Annotated in this window: 10 protein-coding genes; 3 read left to right on the top strand and 7 right to left on the bottom strand. The window is 40.2% G+C overall.

The annotated features are described in order from the left end of the window. Window positions 1-6 precede the first annotated feature (6 nt). Entirely contained in the window at window positions 7-2,517 is a 2,511-nt protein-coding gene (locus ACYIAR_RS08790) for a YfhO family protein (protein ID WP_480328909.1), read from the top strand. 92 nt (window positions 2,518-2,609) lie between these two features. Here ACYIAR_RS08790 and ACYIAR_RS08785 read toward each other — a convergent pair whose 3' ends face one another. Together ACYIAR_RS08785 and ahcY are read right to left on the bottom strand one after the other, a co-directional pair. Further along, complete coding sequence (locus ACYIAR_RS08785; RefSeq protein WP_480328907.1) at window positions 2,610-3,725, bottom strand: glycosyltransferase; 1,116 nt, start codon at window positions 3,723-3,725, stop codon at window positions 2,610-2,612. Window positions 3,726-3,835: 110 nt separating this feature from the next. Then, window positions 3,836-5,254, bottom strand: coding sequence for an adenosylhomocysteinase (ahcY, locus tag ACYIAR_RS08780; RefSeq protein ID WP_480328905.1), 1,419 nt, complete (start codon window positions 5,252-5,254; stop codon window positions 3,836-3,838). A gap of 720 nt (window positions 5,255-5,974) precedes the next feature. On the opposite strand from ahcY, the gene typA reads away from it, so the two are divergent. Both typA and lacZ read left to right on the top strand, forming a co-directional pair. After that, complete coding sequence (typA, locus tag ACYIAR_RS08775; RefSeq protein WP_480328903.1) at window positions 5,975-7,777, top strand: translational GTPase TypA; 1,803 nt, start codon at window positions 5,975-5,977, stop codon at window positions 7,775-7,777. 136 nt (window positions 7,778-7,913) lie between these two features. Next, window positions 7,914-11,069, top strand: a complete 3,156-nt coding sequence (lacZ, locus tag ACYIAR_RS08770) for a beta-galactosidase, LacZ type (RefSeq protein WP_480333599.1) — start codon at window positions 7,914-7,916, stop codon at window positions 11,067-11,069. A 181-nt stretch (window positions 11,070-11,250) separates the two neighbouring features. On the opposite strand, the gene ACYIAR_RS08765 is transcribed toward lacZ, so the two are convergent. The 5 genes from ACYIAR_RS08765 to ACYIAR_RS08745 form a co-directional block, all read right to left on the bottom strand. Further along, on the bottom strand, window positions 11,251-12,534 hold the full coding sequence (locus ACYIAR_RS08765) for a S28 family serine protease (RefSeq protein ID WP_480328901.1): 1,284 nt from the start codon (window positions 12,532-12,534) through the stop codon (window positions 11,251-11,253). 174 nt (window positions 12,535-12,708) lie between these two features. Beyond that, window positions 12,709-13,653 carry a tRNA epoxyqueuosine(34) reductase QueG gene (gene queG, locus ACYIAR_RS08760; protein WP_480328899.1) on the bottom strand — a complete coding sequence of 315 codons (945 nt, stop codon included), beginning with the start codon at window positions 13,651-13,653 and terminating at the stop codon, window positions 12,709-12,711. 109 nt (window positions 13,654-13,762) lie between these two features. Further along, window positions 13,763-14,377 (bottom strand): polysaccharide deacetylase family protein, encoded by a 615-nt coding sequence (locus ACYIAR_RS08755; RefSeq protein WP_480328897.1) that lies wholly within the window; start codon window positions 14,375-14,377, stop codon window positions 13,763-13,765. A gap of 102 nt (window positions 14,378-14,479) precedes the next feature. Further along, the gene (locus ACYIAR_RS08750; RefSeq protein ID WP_480328895.1) at window positions 14,480-17,746 is read right to left on the bottom strand and encodes a glycosyltransferase family 117 protein; all 3,267 of its coding nucleotides are present in this window, start codon (window positions 17,744-17,746) and stop codon (window positions 14,480-14,482) included. 293 nt (window positions 17,747-18,039) lie between these two features. After that, window positions 18,040-19,578 carry a YifB family Mg chelatase-like AAA ATPase gene (locus ACYIAR_RS08745; protein WP_480328893.1) on the bottom strand — a complete coding sequence of 513 codons (1,539 nt, stop codon included), beginning with the start codon at window positions 19,576-19,578 and terminating at the stop codon, window positions 18,040-18,042. Window positions 19,579-19,653 lie beyond the last annotated feature (75 nt).

Here is a 19,653-nt window from a genome sequence, read left to right as displayed (position 1 = left end):
AACAATATGCAACAATTACTAAAGACTTGGGGAAAACATCTGGCTGCCATCCTTGTATTGCTAGTGTTGACAGTTGTTTATTTTTCTCCGGCTGTCCTTGACGGAAAAGTTATTCAGCAAGGCGATATGCTGAAGGCGGACGGAATGGGAAACAGCCAAATGGAACAATATGAGAAAACAGCATCACCTGGAGAATTCTCTGCTTGGTCTGATGCAATGTTTGGCGGAATGCCGTATGTCTCAGGATATGGAAATCCGGCTCCGGATCTTCCTAAGTACAAATCTTTGGAAGCTCCATTGAAATCGTTGGGCTATTTCGATGCCAGCATGGTTTTCGTTGGTTTGCTTAGTTTCTATCTTCTGATGTGTGTTATGGGAGCAAGTTGGTGGCTTTCGCTTGCCGGAGCTATTGCATTTGCATTGGCCTCATATAACATTATTATAATTGAAGCCGGTCATATAACAAAGGCTTATGTAATAGCTTATATGCCGGTTACTCTTGCCGGTATGGCACTTCTTTTCAAACGTAAATATCTTTGGGGTTCTGTATTATTCCTGTTAGGCGTTGCTTTGTCAGTAAATAATTCACATCCACAGATTACATATTATCTGATGCTTCTCTGTGTATTTATTTATGCAGGCTTTGTTGTGGCAAAGGTGAAAAGCAAGGAATTGGCAGAATTGGGAAAAGTAACGGCAATATTTATTGCCTGCTCAATTCTTGCAGTTCTTCCTGGAGCCAAAAATATGTATGCAATGTGGGATTTGAGTAAACATTCAATTCGTGGAGCTTCAGAACTTACAATAAATTCAGACAACACAAAGAAAGAAGGAAAAGCCTCTTCAGGTTTGGACAAAGATTATGCATTTGCCTGGAGCTATGGAAAAGGCGAGTTGCTTACACTTCTTGTTCCTAATGCTTACGGCGGTGGCTCTGGTGGAAAATTAGGACAGGATTCTGAATTTTATCAGGCAGCAAAAGCTGCGGGTGCACAGGTAGGAAAAGAAATACAGGCTCCAACATATTGGGGAGACAAATCATTCACTTCCGGACCTGTTTATTTCGGTGCTATCGTATGTTTCCTTTTCGTCCTTGGAATGTTTGTTATCAGCAATCCTATGAAATGGTGGATGTTTGCCGGAGCATTCTTCCTGACTTTACTGGCTTTGGGTAGAAATTTGGATTGGTTCAACGACTTTATGTTCCATCATCTGCCGATGTATAATAAGTTCAGAACTGTAGAAATGGCATTGGTTATTCCTGGACTTGTTGCTCCTTTGGTTGGTTTCTGGGGATTGAAGGAGATAATGGAAGGAAAAGTTGAGGATAAATTGTTCAAGAAAGGAATGATAGGCGCATTGGCTATTACTGGTGGTTTGTCACTTATATTGTGGCTTGCTCCTACAGCGCTGTTGGATTTCCAGTCGGATTATGATTCTCTGTATAAATTGCCGGAGCAGTTCCTTTATGCCTTGATTGCAGACAGAGCTTCGCTTGCTTCTGCCGATGCATTGCGTTCGCTGTTGTTTATTGTGGCTGCTGCAGCCTTGTTGTTCTGGTACAATAAAGCAGCAAATAAGAAGACTGTAGGCTTTGTTGTTTCTGCTCTTATAGCTGTTTTGGTGTTGGTTGACTTATGGACTGTTGACCGCCGTTATCTGAACGATTCAAATTATGTAAATCCTCAGCAGATTAAGGAACACTTTGCAATGTCGGCTGCCGATAAAGCTATTCTGGAAGATAAGACTAACTATAGAGTATTGAATCTTAACAATCCGTTCCTCGAAACCTCTACATCATATTATCATCATTCAATCGGAGGTTATCATGCAGCCAAATTGCGCCGTTATCAGGAATTGATTGACCACAGACTGCAGTCGGAAATAGATTCTGTTATTGGTGCATTCCAGCATGTGAAGACAATGGCGGATTTCAATCCTACATTCGCAAAATGTAAGGTCTTGAATATGCTGAATACTAAATATATAATCTATAATCCTCAGCAGCCGCCTTTGGTTAATAATTTCTCGTATGGAAATGCCTGGTTTGTTTCTTCTGTAAAGATTGTTGAGAATGCAGATGAGGAAATAACAGCATTGGATGAATATCAGCCTTATACAACAGCAATTGTGGATAAGAGATTTGCTTCAGCTCTCGAAGGCTTCACTCCACAATCTGATTCAACTGCGATGATTGAGCTGGAATCTTATCGTCCTAATAAGCTTACATATTTGACTTCTGCCGAAAAAGAACAGCTTGCTGTTTTCTCTGAAATATATTATCAGCCAGGCTGGAAAGCTACAATTGACGGTAAACCTGCCGAACATTTCCGTGCAGACTGGATTCTGCGTGCGATGCGTATTCCTGCTGGAGAACACGAAATTGTATTTGAATTCCGTCCTGAAGGATATATTGTTGCTGCAAATGTTGAGGCTTACAGTAGCTTCCTGATATTGATTATGGTGATTGCGGCTGCGGTGTATTCAGTTTATATGGAGTTGAAGAAAAGTAAATAAGGAGTCAAGTAGTTAAGGAGTCAAGTAGTTAAGTAGATTAATAAAAAACTTCTTGACTCCTTGACTTCTTAACTCCTTGACTCCTCTGTTTTTTACCTAACCATTACTTCAATCTTCTCCGTAAGCTTTTCCCAAGATAGAGAAACTTTTTCTTTCCCTATATTCTCAAGACAAAGATTGTATTTATCATTACTGAATAATTCTTCAATACCTTTCCTTATAGAATCAGAGTTAATATCAGTGACAACTATTCCTGTTTGCGGTTTCCCGATACTTTGACCAAAATCTCCAACCGGTGTACTAATCATAGGAATATTATAATGATATGCAATAGATACAACTCCACTTTGAGTTGCCGAACGATAAGGCAATATCAGAGCATCAGCAGCTGAAAAGAACTGAGGAATATCATCATCAGCAATATATTGGTTATAAACATGAATCCTTTCTTTTGCCGGTGAATTATCTATCATTTTCTGATATTTGTCGAAACTGCCATAGCATTCTCCTGCAATTACAAGCTGGAAGTCGTCACCAAGATTGTGCATAGCTTCAATCAGAAGGTCCAGACCTTTATAGTCGCGTATCAATCCGAAGAACAGCAAAGTTTTCTTTTCCTTACTTATATTAAGTTTTTCGCAAGCCTCGTCTTTACTGATTTTATCTCCGAAATGATTATATAGCGGATGAGGATTCAAGATATATTTTGCTTTAGGACATAAACTCTTCAAATCGTCAGCAACAGCTTCGCTGAGAACAATAAAACTGTGGCACTGACTGAACAGAAGTTTTGCCATTGGCTTGTCAAAGAATCTAGGTTCATGAGGTATAGCATTATGAATAAGGGCAACAACCTTGCAATGCTTTTTCATTCTGTTTGCTATATGAGCATATCCGGGAACAAAGAACGACATCCAATAACTAATAATCAGAACATCCGGATTGAATCTCTTTATAGCCTCAACAGCCTTGAAATAAGAAAGAGGATTTACGCTGTCGAGTACACGCTCGCTTTCTATCACAATCGCATTATCTCCTTTTTCCACATATTGTGTTTTGCCCGGGAACAAAGTATCCGGATAAAGTCTGCTGAAGTTAAAAGCCTTCACTTCGTGTCCGTCTTTTTCCAAAGTCTTGTATAGCATTGCGCTGAATTGGGCAATACCGCCACGATAGGGGTAGAAAGGGGAGAGGATTGCGTATTTCATTATGAGAAAGGTTTGAAAGTAAAGATGCAAATCAGGTAACAAGTTGACGAGTTGACAAGAAAGGATTTTTTATCTGATTCTCTTGTCAACTTGTTCACTTGTCTCTTTAATTAATATCTATAATGCTCAGCCTTATAAGGTCCCTCAACCGGAACTCCTATATAATCAGCCTGTTTCTGTGTAAGTTTTGACAACTTGACACCGATACGTTCCAAATGAAGGCGAGCCACTTCTTCGTCAAGATACTTAGGCAAGCGGTAAACACCAACTTCGTATGGCTTCTGCCACAAATCCATCTGAGCCAAAACCTGGTTTGTGAATGAGTTACTCATCACGAATGATGGGTGACCGGTAGCACAACCAAGGTTCACCAAACGACCTTCAGCAAGAAGGAAGATTGAGTGACCGTCAGGGAAAGTATATTTGTCAACCTGAGGTTTGATGTTCAAATGCTTAATACCCGGATAGTTGATAAGTTTGTCAACCTGAATTTCGTTGTCGAAATGGCCGATGTTGCAGACGATAGCCTGGTCTTTCATTGCAGCCATATGTTCGATTGTGATAATATCACAGTTACCGGTTGTAGTAACGAAAATATTTCCTTCCTTTACAGCTTCTTCCATTGTTGTAACTTCAAAGCCTTCCATTGCAGCCTGCAATGCGCAGATTGGGTCGATTTCAGTTACCAAAACGCGTGCTCCGTATGAACGCATTGAGTGAGAGCAACCTTTACCCACATCACCATAACCGGCAACAACAACAACTTTACCTGCAATCATAACATCTGTTGCACGTTTGATACCATCAGCCAAAGATTCACGGCAACCGTAAAGATTGTCGAATTTTGATTTAGTTACAGAGTCATTGACGTTGATTGCCGGAACAAGCAATTCACCTTTTTCCATCATCTGATACAAACGGTGAACACCAGTAGTTGTTTCTTCAGAAACACCTTTCATTTCGGCAACAGTGCGATGCCAACGAGTCGGATCTTCTTTCAATATGCGGTTCAGTGTGTCCAGAATGCACTGTTCTTCGTGATTGCTGCCTTTGCGGTTGATAGTTTCAGCATCGTCCTCAGCACGATAACCCATGTGAACAAGCAATGAAGCATCGCCACCGTCATCAACAATCAAATGAGGACCTTTTCCGCCAGGGAAACGCAATGCCATTTCAGTGCACCACCAGTATTCTTCCAAACTCTCGCCTTTCCAAGCAAACACCGGAACTCCGGCTGCAGCAATTGCGGCAGCAGCATGGTCCTGAGTTGAGAAAATATTACAGCTTGCCCAACGTACATCAGCACCTAATTCAACCAATGTTTCAATCAAGATGGCTGTCTGAATAGTCATATGCAGTGAGCCAGTGATACGTGCTCCCTTCAATGGCTTTTCTTTTCCATACTTTTGGCGCAAAGCCATCAATCCAGGCATTTCGTGTTCAGAAATTTCTATTTCTTTACGACCGAAATCAGCCAAACTCATATCTGCCACCTTATAAGGCAGGTCTGAAGAAAATAATTGTGACATAGTTTGTTCGTTTTTTTTAGTTCTAAATGCAAAGGTAGTGCTAAATCAGTGATTTTTCCATAAAATGCCTTTGTTTTTAGGAACTGTTGTGATTTATATAATGATTATATGATAAGCGCTTCAATACAGATTTTATATATAAAGTCGCCTTTAATGGACAAACATTTGGCTGAAAGCTTTGGATTTTAAAGCGTAGGACAGCACTTTATGTTTTGAATATCCTTCCCCAATCTTAAAACTAAGCCTTAGTTTTTAAAATCTCAATCTTAGTTTATAAAAACTTAAGCTTAGTTTGTAAGAACTGAGATTTAGTTTTAAGAATATATAGTTACCTATTGTTATCTAAATATTGGCTGAAAGCCTTTAATTTTACAGCGTAGGGCAGCGCCCTACGTTTTTGACCGTCACATACTTAAGCGCCCTGAAAGGGCATAACTTCACTCAGTTCCGCCCCTCCAGGGCTTACGTATGGAATATACATTGAACCACAGGGCGTTGCCCTGTGCTGTAAAATTAAAGGCTTTCAGCCAAAAGATGTTCGTGATTGTCTGAAACTTATTGATAAATTTCAAATTGTAATTTTTGTATTTAGCATTTTGTTTTGCAATACCCACAAGCGAAACTCAACTAATTTATATGTTGTATATCACTCTTTTTTCAAAACACTTTTCAGATTTTCGTCAAATATTCGTACCTTTGTAGTCAATAAATTAGTCTTCAATGCAAAAGATAAGAAACATCGCGATTATCGCACACGTAGACCACGGTAAGACAACACTCGTGGATAAGATGTTATTAGCCGGAAAGCTTTTCCGTGAAGGACAGGCAGAGCCGGACCAGTTCCTTGACAACAATGACTTGGAACGAGAAAGAGGTATTACAATCCTTGCCAAAAATGTGTCTATCAATTATAAGGGTTATAAAATCAATATCATTGATACTCCGGGACACGCCGATTTCGGTGGCGAGGTGGAACGTGTATTGAATATGGCCGACGGCTGTTTGCTTTTGGTGGATGCTTTTGAAGGTCCTATGCCGCAGACACGCTTTGTGTTGCAGAAAGCTATTCAGATTGGTCTGAAGCCTATAGTAGTGATAAACAAGGTTGACAAACCGAATTGCCGCCCTGACGAAGTGCAGGAAATGGTGTTCGACTTGATGTTCAATTTGGATGCTACTGAGGAACAGCTTGATTTCCCTACAATCTATGGTTCGGCAAAGCAGGGATGGATGTCAACAGACTGGAAAGAGCCTAAAGAAGACATCACTGCTCTTTTGGATGCAATCATAGAATATATTCCTGAACCTGAAGTTATTGAAGGTCCGTCACAGATGCTTATCACTTCTTTGGACTATTCAAAATATGTTGGCCGTATTGCAATCGGCCGTGTTCATCGTGGTGAATTGCGCGAAGGACAGGATATTATGCTTTGTAAGCGCGACGGTTCTATGGTTAAGTCTAAGATTAAGGAATTGAATGTTTTCGAAGGTCTTGGACGTGCAAAAGTTGAGTCAGTTAAATCTGGAGATATCTGTGCAATAATCGGTATCGAAGGTTTTGAAATTGGTGAAACAATTGCTGATGCTGCAGAACCGGAAGCTCTTCCTACAATTGCAATTGATGAGCCTACAATGTCAATGCTATTCACAATCAACAACTCTCCGTTCTTCGGTAAAGATGGTAAGTTTGTGACTTCACGCCATATCTTTGACCGTTTGACAAAAGAATTGGACAAGAACCTTGCTTTGCGTGTTCTTCCTACAGATTCAGCTGATTCTTGGTTGGTTTATGGTCGTGGTGTGCTTCACTTGTCTGTGTTGATTGAAACTATGCGCCGCGAAGGATATGAGTTGCAGGTTGGTCAGCCACAGGTAATCATCAAGGAAATCAACGGAGAGAAGTGCGAACCTATTGAACAGCTTACAGTAAACTTGCCTGAAGAATGCTCAAGCCGTATTATTGATATGGTTACAAAGCGCAAGGGTGAGATGACAATGATGGAAAGCAAGAACGGACGTATGCACCTTGAATTCAATATTCCTTCACGTGGTATTATCGGTTTGAACAATGCCGTTCTTACTGCTTCTGCCGGTGAGGCTATCATTGCACACCGTTTCTTGGAATATCAGCCTTGGAAAGGTGAAATCGAACGCCGTGTGAACGGTTCAATCATTGCAATGGAAACAGGTACAGCCTTTGCTTATGCTTTGAATAACCTTCAGTCTCGCGGACGTTTCTTCATCGCTCCTGGTGATGAGGTTTATGCAGGTCAGGTTGTTGGTGAGCATACAAAAGACAACGACTTGGTTGTGAACGTAACAAAATCAAAGAAACTGACAAACATGCGTGCTTCAGGTTCTGACGATAAAGTTTCGTTGGCTCCTCCTGTAATATTCAGTCTTGAAGATGCTCTTGAATATATCAAGGGTGACGAATACGTTGAGATTACTCCGAATTATATGCGTATGCGTAAGATAATTCTTGACGAAAACGAACGTAAACGAGCAAACAAACAAGCTTAATATAATGTAGAGCCGCAAATTTTTTTGCGGCTCTTTTTTTGTCGTCTTGTATCTTATATTTCCATTACTTAACTTTGTAAAACATAAATAGTCAGCTAAATGTAAACACACTTATTTCGATATGATTATGAATAAACTGAAGATTAGTATTCTGGCTTTGTTAACTGTTTTTTCTTCCCATCTGTTTGCGGAGAACGAACCTTGGCAAAATCCTAAAATCAATGCAATTAACCGTGAGCCTATGAATGCCCATTTCATCCCGTTTGTGAACGAGGATGCGGCTTTGGCTCAGCAAAGTTTGCCCGATGTTGAGCGATTTGAAGTTAATACGGCAACTGAAAGGCGTATATCATTAAATGGCACATGGAAATTCCTTTATTCAAGGAATAATGCTTCTTGTCCGGAAGATTTCCATAAACCCGGATATAATGTAAAGAAGTGGAAAAATATAGAAGTTCCGGGAAGCTGGGAACTTCAGGGCTTTGATGCTCCTATTTATACAGATGTATCTTATCCTTTCCCGACGAATCCACCGTTTGTCCCTGCCGACTATAATCCTGTTGGTGCTTATGTGCGTGAATTTGAAGTGCCTCAGAGTTGGAAAGGTATGGATATATTCATCGATTTTGAAGGAGTTGAATCAGCATTCTATTGCTGGATTAACGGTGAACTTGCAGGTTATAGTGAGGACAGCCGTTTACCGGCTCATTTCAATATCGCTAAATTGCTGAAGAAAGGAAAGAACAAATTAGCGGTTAAGGTTTTCAGATATAGCGATGGCTCTTATATGGAAGACCAGGACTATTGGAAATATAGCGGCATAGAACGTAATGTTTATTTATATGCTCGTCCGGAGAGCAGAGTTAAAGACTTTATTCTTACGGCAGGATTGGAAAACGCATATAAGGATGGAGTTTTCAACACTGAGATATTTATTGCCAATCCTCAGTCCGGACAGAAAGTGGAAATGAAACTTCTCGACGATAAAGGGAAAGTTTTGTTTACTGAAGAAAAGAATATAAAATCGGAGAACGACACTGTCTTTAGCGGAAGTAAAACATTGGAGAATGTATCGGCTTGGACAGCAGAAACTCCATATCTGTACACATTGGTTGTCAATATGTTTGACAAATCAGGACAACCGCTTGAATCTTTCGCTCATCCTTTTGGTTTCCGTGAGGTTGAAATGAAGAATGGCCAGCAATTGATAAATGGTGTTCCGGTTCTGTTTAAAGGAGTGAACAGACATGAGCATAATAATGTGAAAGGACGTACGATAGATGTGGAAAGTATGTTGACAGACATAAGGCTTATGAAGCAGTTCAATATCAATTCTGTCCGCAACTGTCATTATCCCAACAATTATCAGTGGTATAGCTTATGCGACAAATATGGTTTGTATCTTGTTGACGAAGCCAATATTGAAAGTCACGGAATGATGAGTCATAAGGATAAAACTCTTGCCAATTATCCGGATTGGGAAGGAGCGTTTATGCAAAGAATGGGTCGTATGGTTCATCGTGACAGAAACTTTACTTCAATTGTGACTTGGTCATTGGGCAATGAATCAGGATATGGAAAACATTTCGAAACTATATATGACTGGACTAAGAAGACAGACCCGACTCGTCCTGTGCAATACGAAGGTGGAGGATATGAAGGAAAGTCTGATATCTATTGCCCGATGTATGCACGTGTTTGGGCTTTGCGCCGCCATATAAACCAGCGTGATGCACGTCCTTTGATATTGTGTGAATATGCACATGCTATGGGTAACAGCGTGGGTAATTTGAATGACTATTGGGAATTGATATATAAATATGACCAGTTGCAAGGCGGATTTATCTGGGACTGGGTTGACCAGACCTTTGCCAAGAAAGATGACAAAGGCAATGATATATGGGCATTTGGCGGAGACATGGGTTTTGTAGGCGTGCCTAATGATTCCAATTTCTGTGCCAATGGACTTGTTGCTTCTGACCGCTCGCTTCATCCGCATATTTATGAAGTGAAGAAAATATATCAGTATATTCATTTCGAGCCTGTTCCTTTCTCTGCCAATAAGGTTAAGATAACTAACTGGCATGATTTTATCGGATTGTCTGATTATAGTATGAGATGGGCGGTTGAGTCTGACGGAAAATGTATAGATGAAGGAGTTATGGATTTCCCGGAAATTGCCGCACGTCAAAGTAAGGAAGTTCTTATTCCATTCAAATTCACACCTGAGAAAGGTAAAGAATATTTCTTGAAAATAGAGGCTAAATATAAGAATAGCAAACCGATGATACCGGCAAACCATCTTGCTGCTTATGAACAGTGGAGATTGCCTTATGAAGAAGGAACTACGGTTGTGAAACCGAGTGTGGGAGAACTGGTTTCACAGCAGAATAATGACGGAGTCCTTATTTCCGGAAAAGACTTCAAGGTTGCATTTTCATCTGCAAATGGTGAAATTACAATGTTGGAATATAATGGTAAGAATATTATAAAAGAAGGTTTGCAGGCTAATTTCTGGCGTGGACTTACGGACAATGATGTAGCAAACGGAACACCAGAGCGTTGTCGCACGTGGAAAGATGCCGGAAAGAATGCGCATTTGGATGATTTGATTCTGCTGGAAAAGAACGAATCCGGCAATGCCGTAGTCTCAGCTTTATATACATTGGAAGAACAGGCTTCAAAGATGAAGGTGACATATGAAATCCGTCCTGAAGGAGTAATAAAAGTTACCAACAGCTTTATTCCTGGAGATAAGGAATTGCCTGAAATGCCACGTCTTGGTATGCGTATGATTCTTCTTCCTGAATATGAAGAAATGACTTGGTATGGAAGAGGACCGCATGAGAATTATTGGGACCGTAAGAGCAGTGCTTTGGTCGGAATATATTCTTCCAAAGTCTGGGAGCAGTATCATCCATATGTCCGTGCACAGGAAACCGGAAATAAAACAGATGTCCGCTGGGTTTCCCTGAGAAATAAAGACGGTGAAGGAATTATGATTTCCGGTTCTGATTTACTTAATGTAAGTGCATGGAATTTCCCGCAGTCAGATATAGAATATCGTCCGTTTAATGTTGAAAGACATCATGGTGGAAGTGTAACCAAGCAAGATATGGTTTGGCTCAATATCGACCATTTACAGATGGGCGTTGGTGGTGATAATACTTGGGGCGCTCATGTTCATTCGGAATATACGATAACTCCACATGCTTGGGAATATAGTTTTATAATTCAGCCGTTGAAGGCTGGGGATGAGGCTGGGGAGAAGTATTATGATGGTTGGTTTTAAGTAATAATTTATTCTTATCAATATAATAAAATCCCTAACTAATGCTTATAAAAATATCGGCTCATCCAGGTGGGTAAATTAATCCACCTAGGTGAGCCGATATTTTGAATACTATATTCGGTTTAAATTATTGTGTTAACTGGATGAAGAAAATGAATTTGGAAATTCATTGTTTGTTATTTTATTCTGCCAGCCATTCCTCAATCTGATTCATTATTTTCTCTTTCATATCATCCGGCATATTGCTTATACGTGCGCGATGGCTTCCGCCTGGCTGGATATAAATTTGGAGATTCTTCTTACCTTCAAAATCAGGAATTCTTGTTGCACTCCAAGGGTCAACTTCGCCATAGATATAAATCATTTTAGGGTCATTCTCCTTGAGGAATTTGCTTACTTTGTTATATAATTCCGGACGGAATTCAACTTTGTCAACAAGTTCTTTAGGAAGCATTATCCTATTTAGATATCCTTTGGCAGACTTGATGGATAAGTATTTTTTGAACGGTTCGATGTCATAACCATAATATCCAAGTTCACGAGCTGCCTGAACATTGAAAGAAATGGTTGATTGTCCTTCGGCAAAATATGAAGGCTCGCTTATTTTCATCAGATGGTTGAACAATGTCTTGTCATCTGATTTTAAGTCAGGAATAGTAGAAACAGGCGTTCCCCATTGCCACAAAGCGAAAGGATATTCCAGAACAGCAAAATCCAGAACTTCATCCATAGGTATTCTATATTCATAACCCTTTTCTTTTGTATATGCTTCAAGCATTGGAACGATATTATCTCTACGTTTCAAGATTTCAATCTGGAAATCTTCTATTTTTTTTCTTTCTTCAGCAGTTCCGACTTTCTGAAGGAATATCTCGTGGCGTCCGTCTTCAACAGCCCTGTTCAATGGAGCGACATAAGGAACGGAGAAGTCAACATCGTCAGGAAAATAAGTACGGAAGAACATAGTTGTCTGTCCTCCTTTACTGATACCAGTACTAATCCATTTACCTTTATAAATTTGCTTGAAAGTATTTACCACGTTATGAAGGTCGTAAAGAGAATTTTCAACTGTCAGATAATCCCAATTTTTAGGTTCAGGAGTTGATTCAAGGAAATAGCGATATTCAACGAAGATAACATTAGTGTTGAATAACTTTGAAAGTTCCTCCTGATATTTAGGATTCAAGGCATAAGCACCGCCATAACCTTCTGTTACAAGTACTGTTGGTCTGTCGAATCCGGCATGGAAAACTACTACACGCTGTTTGAATGTTCCGGCAGAAGGATTATCATGGTCTGTTTGCTGCTCAATCCGTACAAGATATTTCTCCGGATACAACTCTGTTTCGAGTTTCTCAATACCGCTTATTCCTTTCAGGGATTCAAGTTTCCCTTTCAGGTCGCTGGCTGTGGCTGTAAGCACACATAGGAAGGCTAAAAGCCAAATGGAAAGGACTTTTTTCATGATATTAATTTTGAATTTATGAGATTATAATTTTATATGTTCGCAAGTTATATAAAGTTGTTTTTACTCTTGTATGCGAGCTTGGCAAATATACAATTATATTCTTCTTTTGCGAAAGGTTGTTGGTTTTCTTTGTGGATATATTATAAAATGAATATAAATTACATTTTATATTCAAGAATTTTTATCATTATAATTCCTCAAATAAACCCCTATCGTCCTCATCAACCCCTCATACTTTGCCCTTTTTACAGCAGATTTTGCAAATACTCTGTTGTAATCTTCTTTGGAAAATGACTGAAGGTTTTCTTTTGATAATGATAGAAGTTCTTCAGATGGGGAAAAATCATCAATGTTGGTTGGAGAAGCGAAGCGGTTCCACGGACAAACTTTCTGGCAAGTGTCACAACCGTAAATTCGGTTTCCAAGTAAATTGGATATTTCGGAAGGAAATTCTCCCCGATGTTCGATAGTAAGATAAGAAAGGCAACGATTAGCGTTTAATACTCGTTCTTTAGTTAATGCATTTGTTGGGCATGCATCCAGGCAGCGTTGGCAGTTCTCACATTTGGAAGGGATTGGACTGTCGTATTCATCAATTTCCCATGTCGTGACGATTTCACCGAGAAAGAAGAAAGAGCCTTTCCCCGGAATTATCAGATTTGTATTCTTACCAATCCAACCGAGGCCTGCACGCCATGCCCAATATCTTTCTAATATCGGGGCTGAATCAGTAAATACTCTAGCTTCTGGGGTGTTGTCGCCCGTATAAAGAGGGAGAATCTCTTTCCATAGCTGGCGAAGCATATCTTTAACTACAATATGATAATCTTTCCCATAAGCATAATATGCGATATGAGGTTCTTCTTCCGGTCGTCTGGTTTTAGGATAATAATTCAATGCGACGGATATAACGCTTTTGGCTCCGGGAACAAGACCGTCCGGATTAAGGCGTATTTCTCGATGATTTCTCATATATTCCATACCGGCATTATTACCGGCTGCAATCCATTTGTCGAAATATTCTGCTTCGCTGCTTGCTTCATATGATGGAGCAATTCCGCAGGCTGAGAAACCTAATTCCAGTGCTTTTGATTTTATTTGTTGTAGTAGAGACATAGATGAGGGAAAGGAGTTAAGTAGTTAAGAAGTATAGGAGTTAAGTATTCAAGGAGTTTTATTTTCTTGTTTCCTTGTCAACTTGTTAACTCGTCAACTTTAACCTTCGTTATCTCGTCAACTTCAAAAATTCATATCCTTCACTTTTCAGCCATTCAATCGCCTTTGGCATTGCTTCACGCATATTCTTTTCTGCTTTCAGCGAATCGTGGAATACTATTATTGAACCGTTGCGTGTATATCGTTTCACATTGTTGAGAACTTGTTCTGGAGAAAGCGCTGAATTGTAGTCGCGCGTTACAACATCCCACATGATTATTTTGTATTTTCTTTGCAGAAATAATGTTTGAGGAATGCGCATATGTCCGTGAGGTGGACGGAACAGAGATGTATTAATCAACTCTGAAGCCTTTTCGACGTTCTTAAGGTAGTTGCGTGTGAGATAACGTAGACCTTGAATGTGATTGAATGTGTGATTCCCGACAGAGTGCCCGCGCTCAACAACCATACGGAAAATATCTGGATGTTTTCTTACATTGTCGCCTACCATAAAAAAGGTAGCCTTTACATTGTATTTGTCCAATATGTCCAAAACCCAAGGCGTGACTTCCGGAATTGGTCCGTCGTCAAATGTGAGATAAACACATTTCTTTTTTCCTGGTTTCCTCCATATAGCACCTGGAAACAAAAGACGATAGAAAAATGGAGGTTGCTCGATGAACATTTTTTAATTGAGAATTGAAAGTTGAAAATTGAGAAGTTAAGGAGTTAAGAAATCAAGGAGTCAAGAAGTAATTTACTTAACTCCTTGACTCCTCTGCTCCTTCTATTCATTTCCTTCCGGATGCAAAGACTGGAATGCCATTCTATAATTATCGAATTCTTCCTGATATTTCTTGCAGAATTCAGGATTGTATTTCTCGTTTACACGGAGAACTTCCTGCAATACGGCAAGATTTTCATATACATCATTTGCAACAGAAGCGAACTGCGATGGTTTCAAACGGAAATACCAGTTCAGATTTCTCATAGCTTCGTCTGCAATTCCTGTATATAGATTTGCTCCTTTTTCTTTCTGATCGAGCACATAATAGAATTCAGCAATAGACAGAGCATAATAGTCCAAAGGAACATTCTCCGGAGGAAGAACTTCCATACATTTGTCGAGAACATTAAGAGCCTTATCGTCTTTTCCTTCGTTAATCAATGCTGCAGCAAGTTTGCCGAAGAGAACTGTACGGTAAGTCTTACACATTCGAAGAACATTCTCATCCAAATAAACACCAGGTTTGTCAACTCCGCCCCATTTGAACTTGTTCATGATGTTATCATACATTTTCTCTGTGTTCAGAGCTTTATTTGTTCCTTTCACCTTCTGAGGAACAATCTGATAAGCCAAACCTGTCTGCTGGAAGTATGGATCCATCTTGACAAACTGTTCCGGACTTACTGTGATTGCATAATACATCGGGCGTTGCCAGTTATTGTTCTGAAGCATGTCAAGAATAATCAGCTCATGTTTGCCAAGATAGTCCTTACCTTTAAGGTCAATTACCATCTGTTTCTGGATTGAAGGAATATCAGCATCTTTTAAACCAGGGCTGTTGGCAACTGCCGCAGAGTCGATGTCCAATGTCAAAGTGTTTGATGGAATGTAATCCAATTCCTGATCGATTCCAGGAACTTTCTTAAACTTAGGATCATTGCTGCGGACGAAACCAAGAGCTGTTCCCAAATCTACAGATTTGTCGGTGATAGGCAGAATGTATGCAGCATCACGAGTTCCCTGAACATAGTCTTCATAATTCCATGATATAGGCAATGCGTCAGATTCGTATGCCTGTTTCTTCATCTGGTTGATATACCAGTCTGTCTGCAGATAACTTGTGTTACATACGCGGACATCTGTGCGGATACCTTCAACTTCCTGAGCATACCAAAGAGGGAATGTATCATTATCACCATTAGTGAAGATAACAGCATTCGGCTCGCAAGATTCCAGATAGTTCGCTCCGAAATCACGTGCTACGGTACGGCCTGAACGGTCGTGGTCGTCCCAGTTTTGGGCAGCCATCTGCAACGGAACAAACAATGAAGCAACTGTGGCAACTGAAGCTGCAACCATAGCCGGAAGTTTTCCATATTTCTCCAAAGCTTTTGCCAAAGCTGCTACACCGAAGCCAATCCATATACAGAATGCATAGAACGAACCTGCGTAAGCATAATCACGTTCACGTGGCTGATATGGAGTTTGATTCAGATAAAGCACAATTGCTATACCTGTCATAAAGAACAGGCAGAATGTAATCCAGAAGCCTTGAATACCTTTTTCTCCCGAATATGCCTGATAAAGCAGACCAAGCAAACCAAGGATCAAAGGAAGCATATAGTAAACATTGTGTCCTTTGTTGTCAGCAATAGATGATGGCATATTATCCTGCGGACCAACAAGAGCTTCGTCAATGAATTTTATACCAGTAATCCAGTTACCGTGTGTTATCTCGCCATGTCCCTGGATATCATTCTGACGTCCGGAGAAATTCCACATGAAATAACGCCAATACATAAAGTTGAGCTGATAAGAAAGGAAGAAGCGGATATTTTCTGCAAATGTCGGCTTCATCACAGTCTTGGTCTCACCGCAGTTTGTAAACTTAACAGGCTGACCTTTTATCTGAGCCCATTCCTTATATGCGCTTACATGATTTGGGTCACTACTGTGCATACGAGGGAAAAGCATATTAAGCTCATCTACGAATTTATAGTCTGTTTCGTAGCGAGAAATATAATACTTATCTTTCTCATTTGCATCTTTCTTTATAACTCTAGTCCATGTTGGAACACCTTGTTCTGAAACAGGAGCGCAATTGCCACCTTCATTTACTCGTTTTACTTCAGAAACATAAGTCTGACCATAAATAAGAGGCACTTTTCCATATTGTTCACGAGCAAGATATGTACGCAATGTGAAAATATCCTGAGGTGCGTTCTGGTTCATTGGTGTATCGGCTGTTGCACGAATCAAAGTTAGTGCATAAGAAGAATAACCAACAACAACAACCATCAGACAAACCAACACAGTGTTGATCATCTTCAGGTTCAAATTCTTGTTCATGAACAAGAAAGCAGCAAGAGCTGCAATTAGGATAATAGCAATTACGTAACCGCTACCCATGAACGGAATACCTGTAAGTATAACAGACAACAGGAATGAAATGCGCAACGCCATTGGATTAACCTTGTCACGCATTGTTTCGTAGATTGCCCATATAAGAACTGCTGCCAGAACAATTGCATAGATAAATACGCCAGTGTTATATGGCATACCAAGAACATTCACGAACAGAAGTTCGAAGTAACCGCATATTTCAACCAATCCCTGAACAACACCGAACATCATCAAAGCAATGATTGCAAATGAAACAAGCAATGCAATGATGGTTCCTTTCATTGTAGGGTTTGCACATTTCTTGTAATAATAAACAAGAACTATTGCCGGAATACAGAGCAAGTTCAGCAAGTGAACACCGATACTCAATCCCATCAGATATGCTATAAGAACAATCCAACGGTCTGCATGAGGCTGGTCTGCAACAGATTCCCATTTCAAAATCAGCCAGAATACTACGGCAGTGAACAATGAAGAATAAGCATAAACCTCACCTTCAACGGCACTGAACCAGAATGTATCTGTAAATGTATATGCCAATGCACCAACCAATCCTGAACCTAAGATTGTTATCATCTGTGCTGTTGTCATTTCTTCTTTTCCTTGAAGAATAATCTTTCGGGCAAGATGTGTAATACTCCAGAACAGGAACAGAATTGTAAGACCACTGAACAGAGCAGACATAGTGTTAACCATTATTGCCACTGTTGACGGACTTGATGCAAATTGTGTAAACAAGTTTGCTGTCAGCATAAAGAACGGAGCTCCAGGCGGGTGGCCTACTTCCAGTTTGTAGGCTGAAGAGATGAACTCGCCGCAGTCCCAGAAGCTGGCTGTCGGCTCCATAGTCATCAAATAAACGGCCGATGCTATCAAGCAGACTATCCAGCCCAGCACGTTGTTGATTAGTTTATAGTTTCTCATACGTTGTATAAAGTAATTAATATTTATTTAGTTTTTAAGTTTGTGAGTTTATAAGTTTACATGTTAACTTGTATCTTCACAGCAACCTCAGTGCTTTATTACAAATTGCAAAGGTAAACATTTAGCTTTATACAGAACGTTATAAGTTTGGTTTAATTGCTTAAATAATATTATTTAGAGACAAGTTGATGAGGCTACAGATACAAGTTTATGAATAAATAAGATAAAACCTTGTTCCCTTCGCTAACTTATTATCTTGTCAACTCGTCACCTTGTTACCTCGTCAACTAATACTACATTCCCCAACTCTCCCTGTCCAGATTCCTGTAATGAATAGCTTCGGCGAAATGTCTTGATTCGATATCCTCACATCCGTCGAGGTCGGCTATGGTTCGGGAAACTTTCAGAATTCTGTCGTAAGCTCTTGCTGAGAGATTGAGTCGTTGCATTGCATTTTTAAGAAGGCTTAGTCCTGCTGCATCAGGAACAGCATATTCATGCAGATGTTTTGTTGTCATTTGTGCGTTGCAATGCACATTCGGACAATCTTTAAACCGAGCTTCCTGTATTGCGCGAGCTTTCATCACTCTTTCTCGTATGGCAGAACTTGGTTCTCCTGGTTGCTGCTCTGATATTTTTTCGAACGGTACAGGAACTATTTCTACTTGGATATCGATTCTGTCCAGCAACGGACCGGAAATGCGGTTCATATACTTCTGCACTGCTCCTTGAGTACATACACATTGCCGTGTGGGGTGATTATAATATCCGCACGGGCAAGGATTCATGGAGGCTATAAGCATAAAACTTGCCGGATAGTCCACAGAGAATCGTGCTCTGGAAATGTTTATCATTCTGTCCTCCAAAGGCTGACGCATAACCTCCAGAACATTCCTGCTGAATTCCGGTAATTCATCGAGGAATAATATTCCATTATGGGCAAGACTTATTTCTCCCGGTTGAGGATAAGTGCCGCCTCCAACCATTGCAACATTGGAAATTGTGTGATGAGGAGCACGGAACGGTCGGGAAGTCATCAGTGATGTTTCACGGCTTAACTTCCCAGCAACAGAGTGAATCTTTGTAGTTTCCAAAGATTCAGCCAAAGTGAAAGGAGGGAGGATTGAAGGCAGACGCTTGGCAAGCATAGATTTGCCACTGCCTGGAGGACCAATCATAATAACATTGTGACCACCTGCTGCAGCCACTTCCAATGCTCGTTTTACATTCTCCTGTCCGCGAACTTCAGAGAAATCATTTTCAAAAATGAGCTGATGCTCGTAGAATACTTTTCGTGTATCAATTATCGTAGGTTCCAGCACATCGTTGCCGGACATAAATTCCAATACTTCCTTAACATTGTGTGCTCCATAAACTTCAAGTTTGTTTACCACTGCTGCCTCCATTACGTTCTGGTATGGAAGGATAAGTCCTTTGAAACCAGCTTCGCGGGCTTTTATTGCTATTGGCAATGCCCCTTTTATTGGCTTCAGGCTGCCATCTAGAGAGAGCTCGCCCATCAGCATATATTGTTCCAACCGTGAGGAGTCTATTTGTTCGGCAGCAGCAAGAATACCGACTGCCAGAGGCAAGTCATAGGCTGTTCCCTCTTTTCTGATATCAGCCGGAGCCATATTTATGGTTATTCTGTGTCTGGGAAATTTGTATCCACTTTCCTGAAGTGCGGATATGATACGTTCGTGACTCTCACGGACTGCGACATCCGGCAATCCTACAAGCATGAACTGGATACCTTTTGTGCAGTTCACTTCTATTGTTACGATAATAGCTGATACACCTTGCAGAGCAGCGGCAAAAGTTTTTACTAACATAGTTAAGTCTGGTTTTTAGTTAGTAATCAAGTTAACAAAATAAATACAGAGACATAGGATTTGTGGTTCCTATGT

The organism is Parabacteroides sp. KHUB-01 (assembly GCF_056640935.1).
The sequence above is the reverse complement of the archived record's forward strand: the minus strand, read 5'-3'. Positions and strand labels throughout refer to the sequence as shown.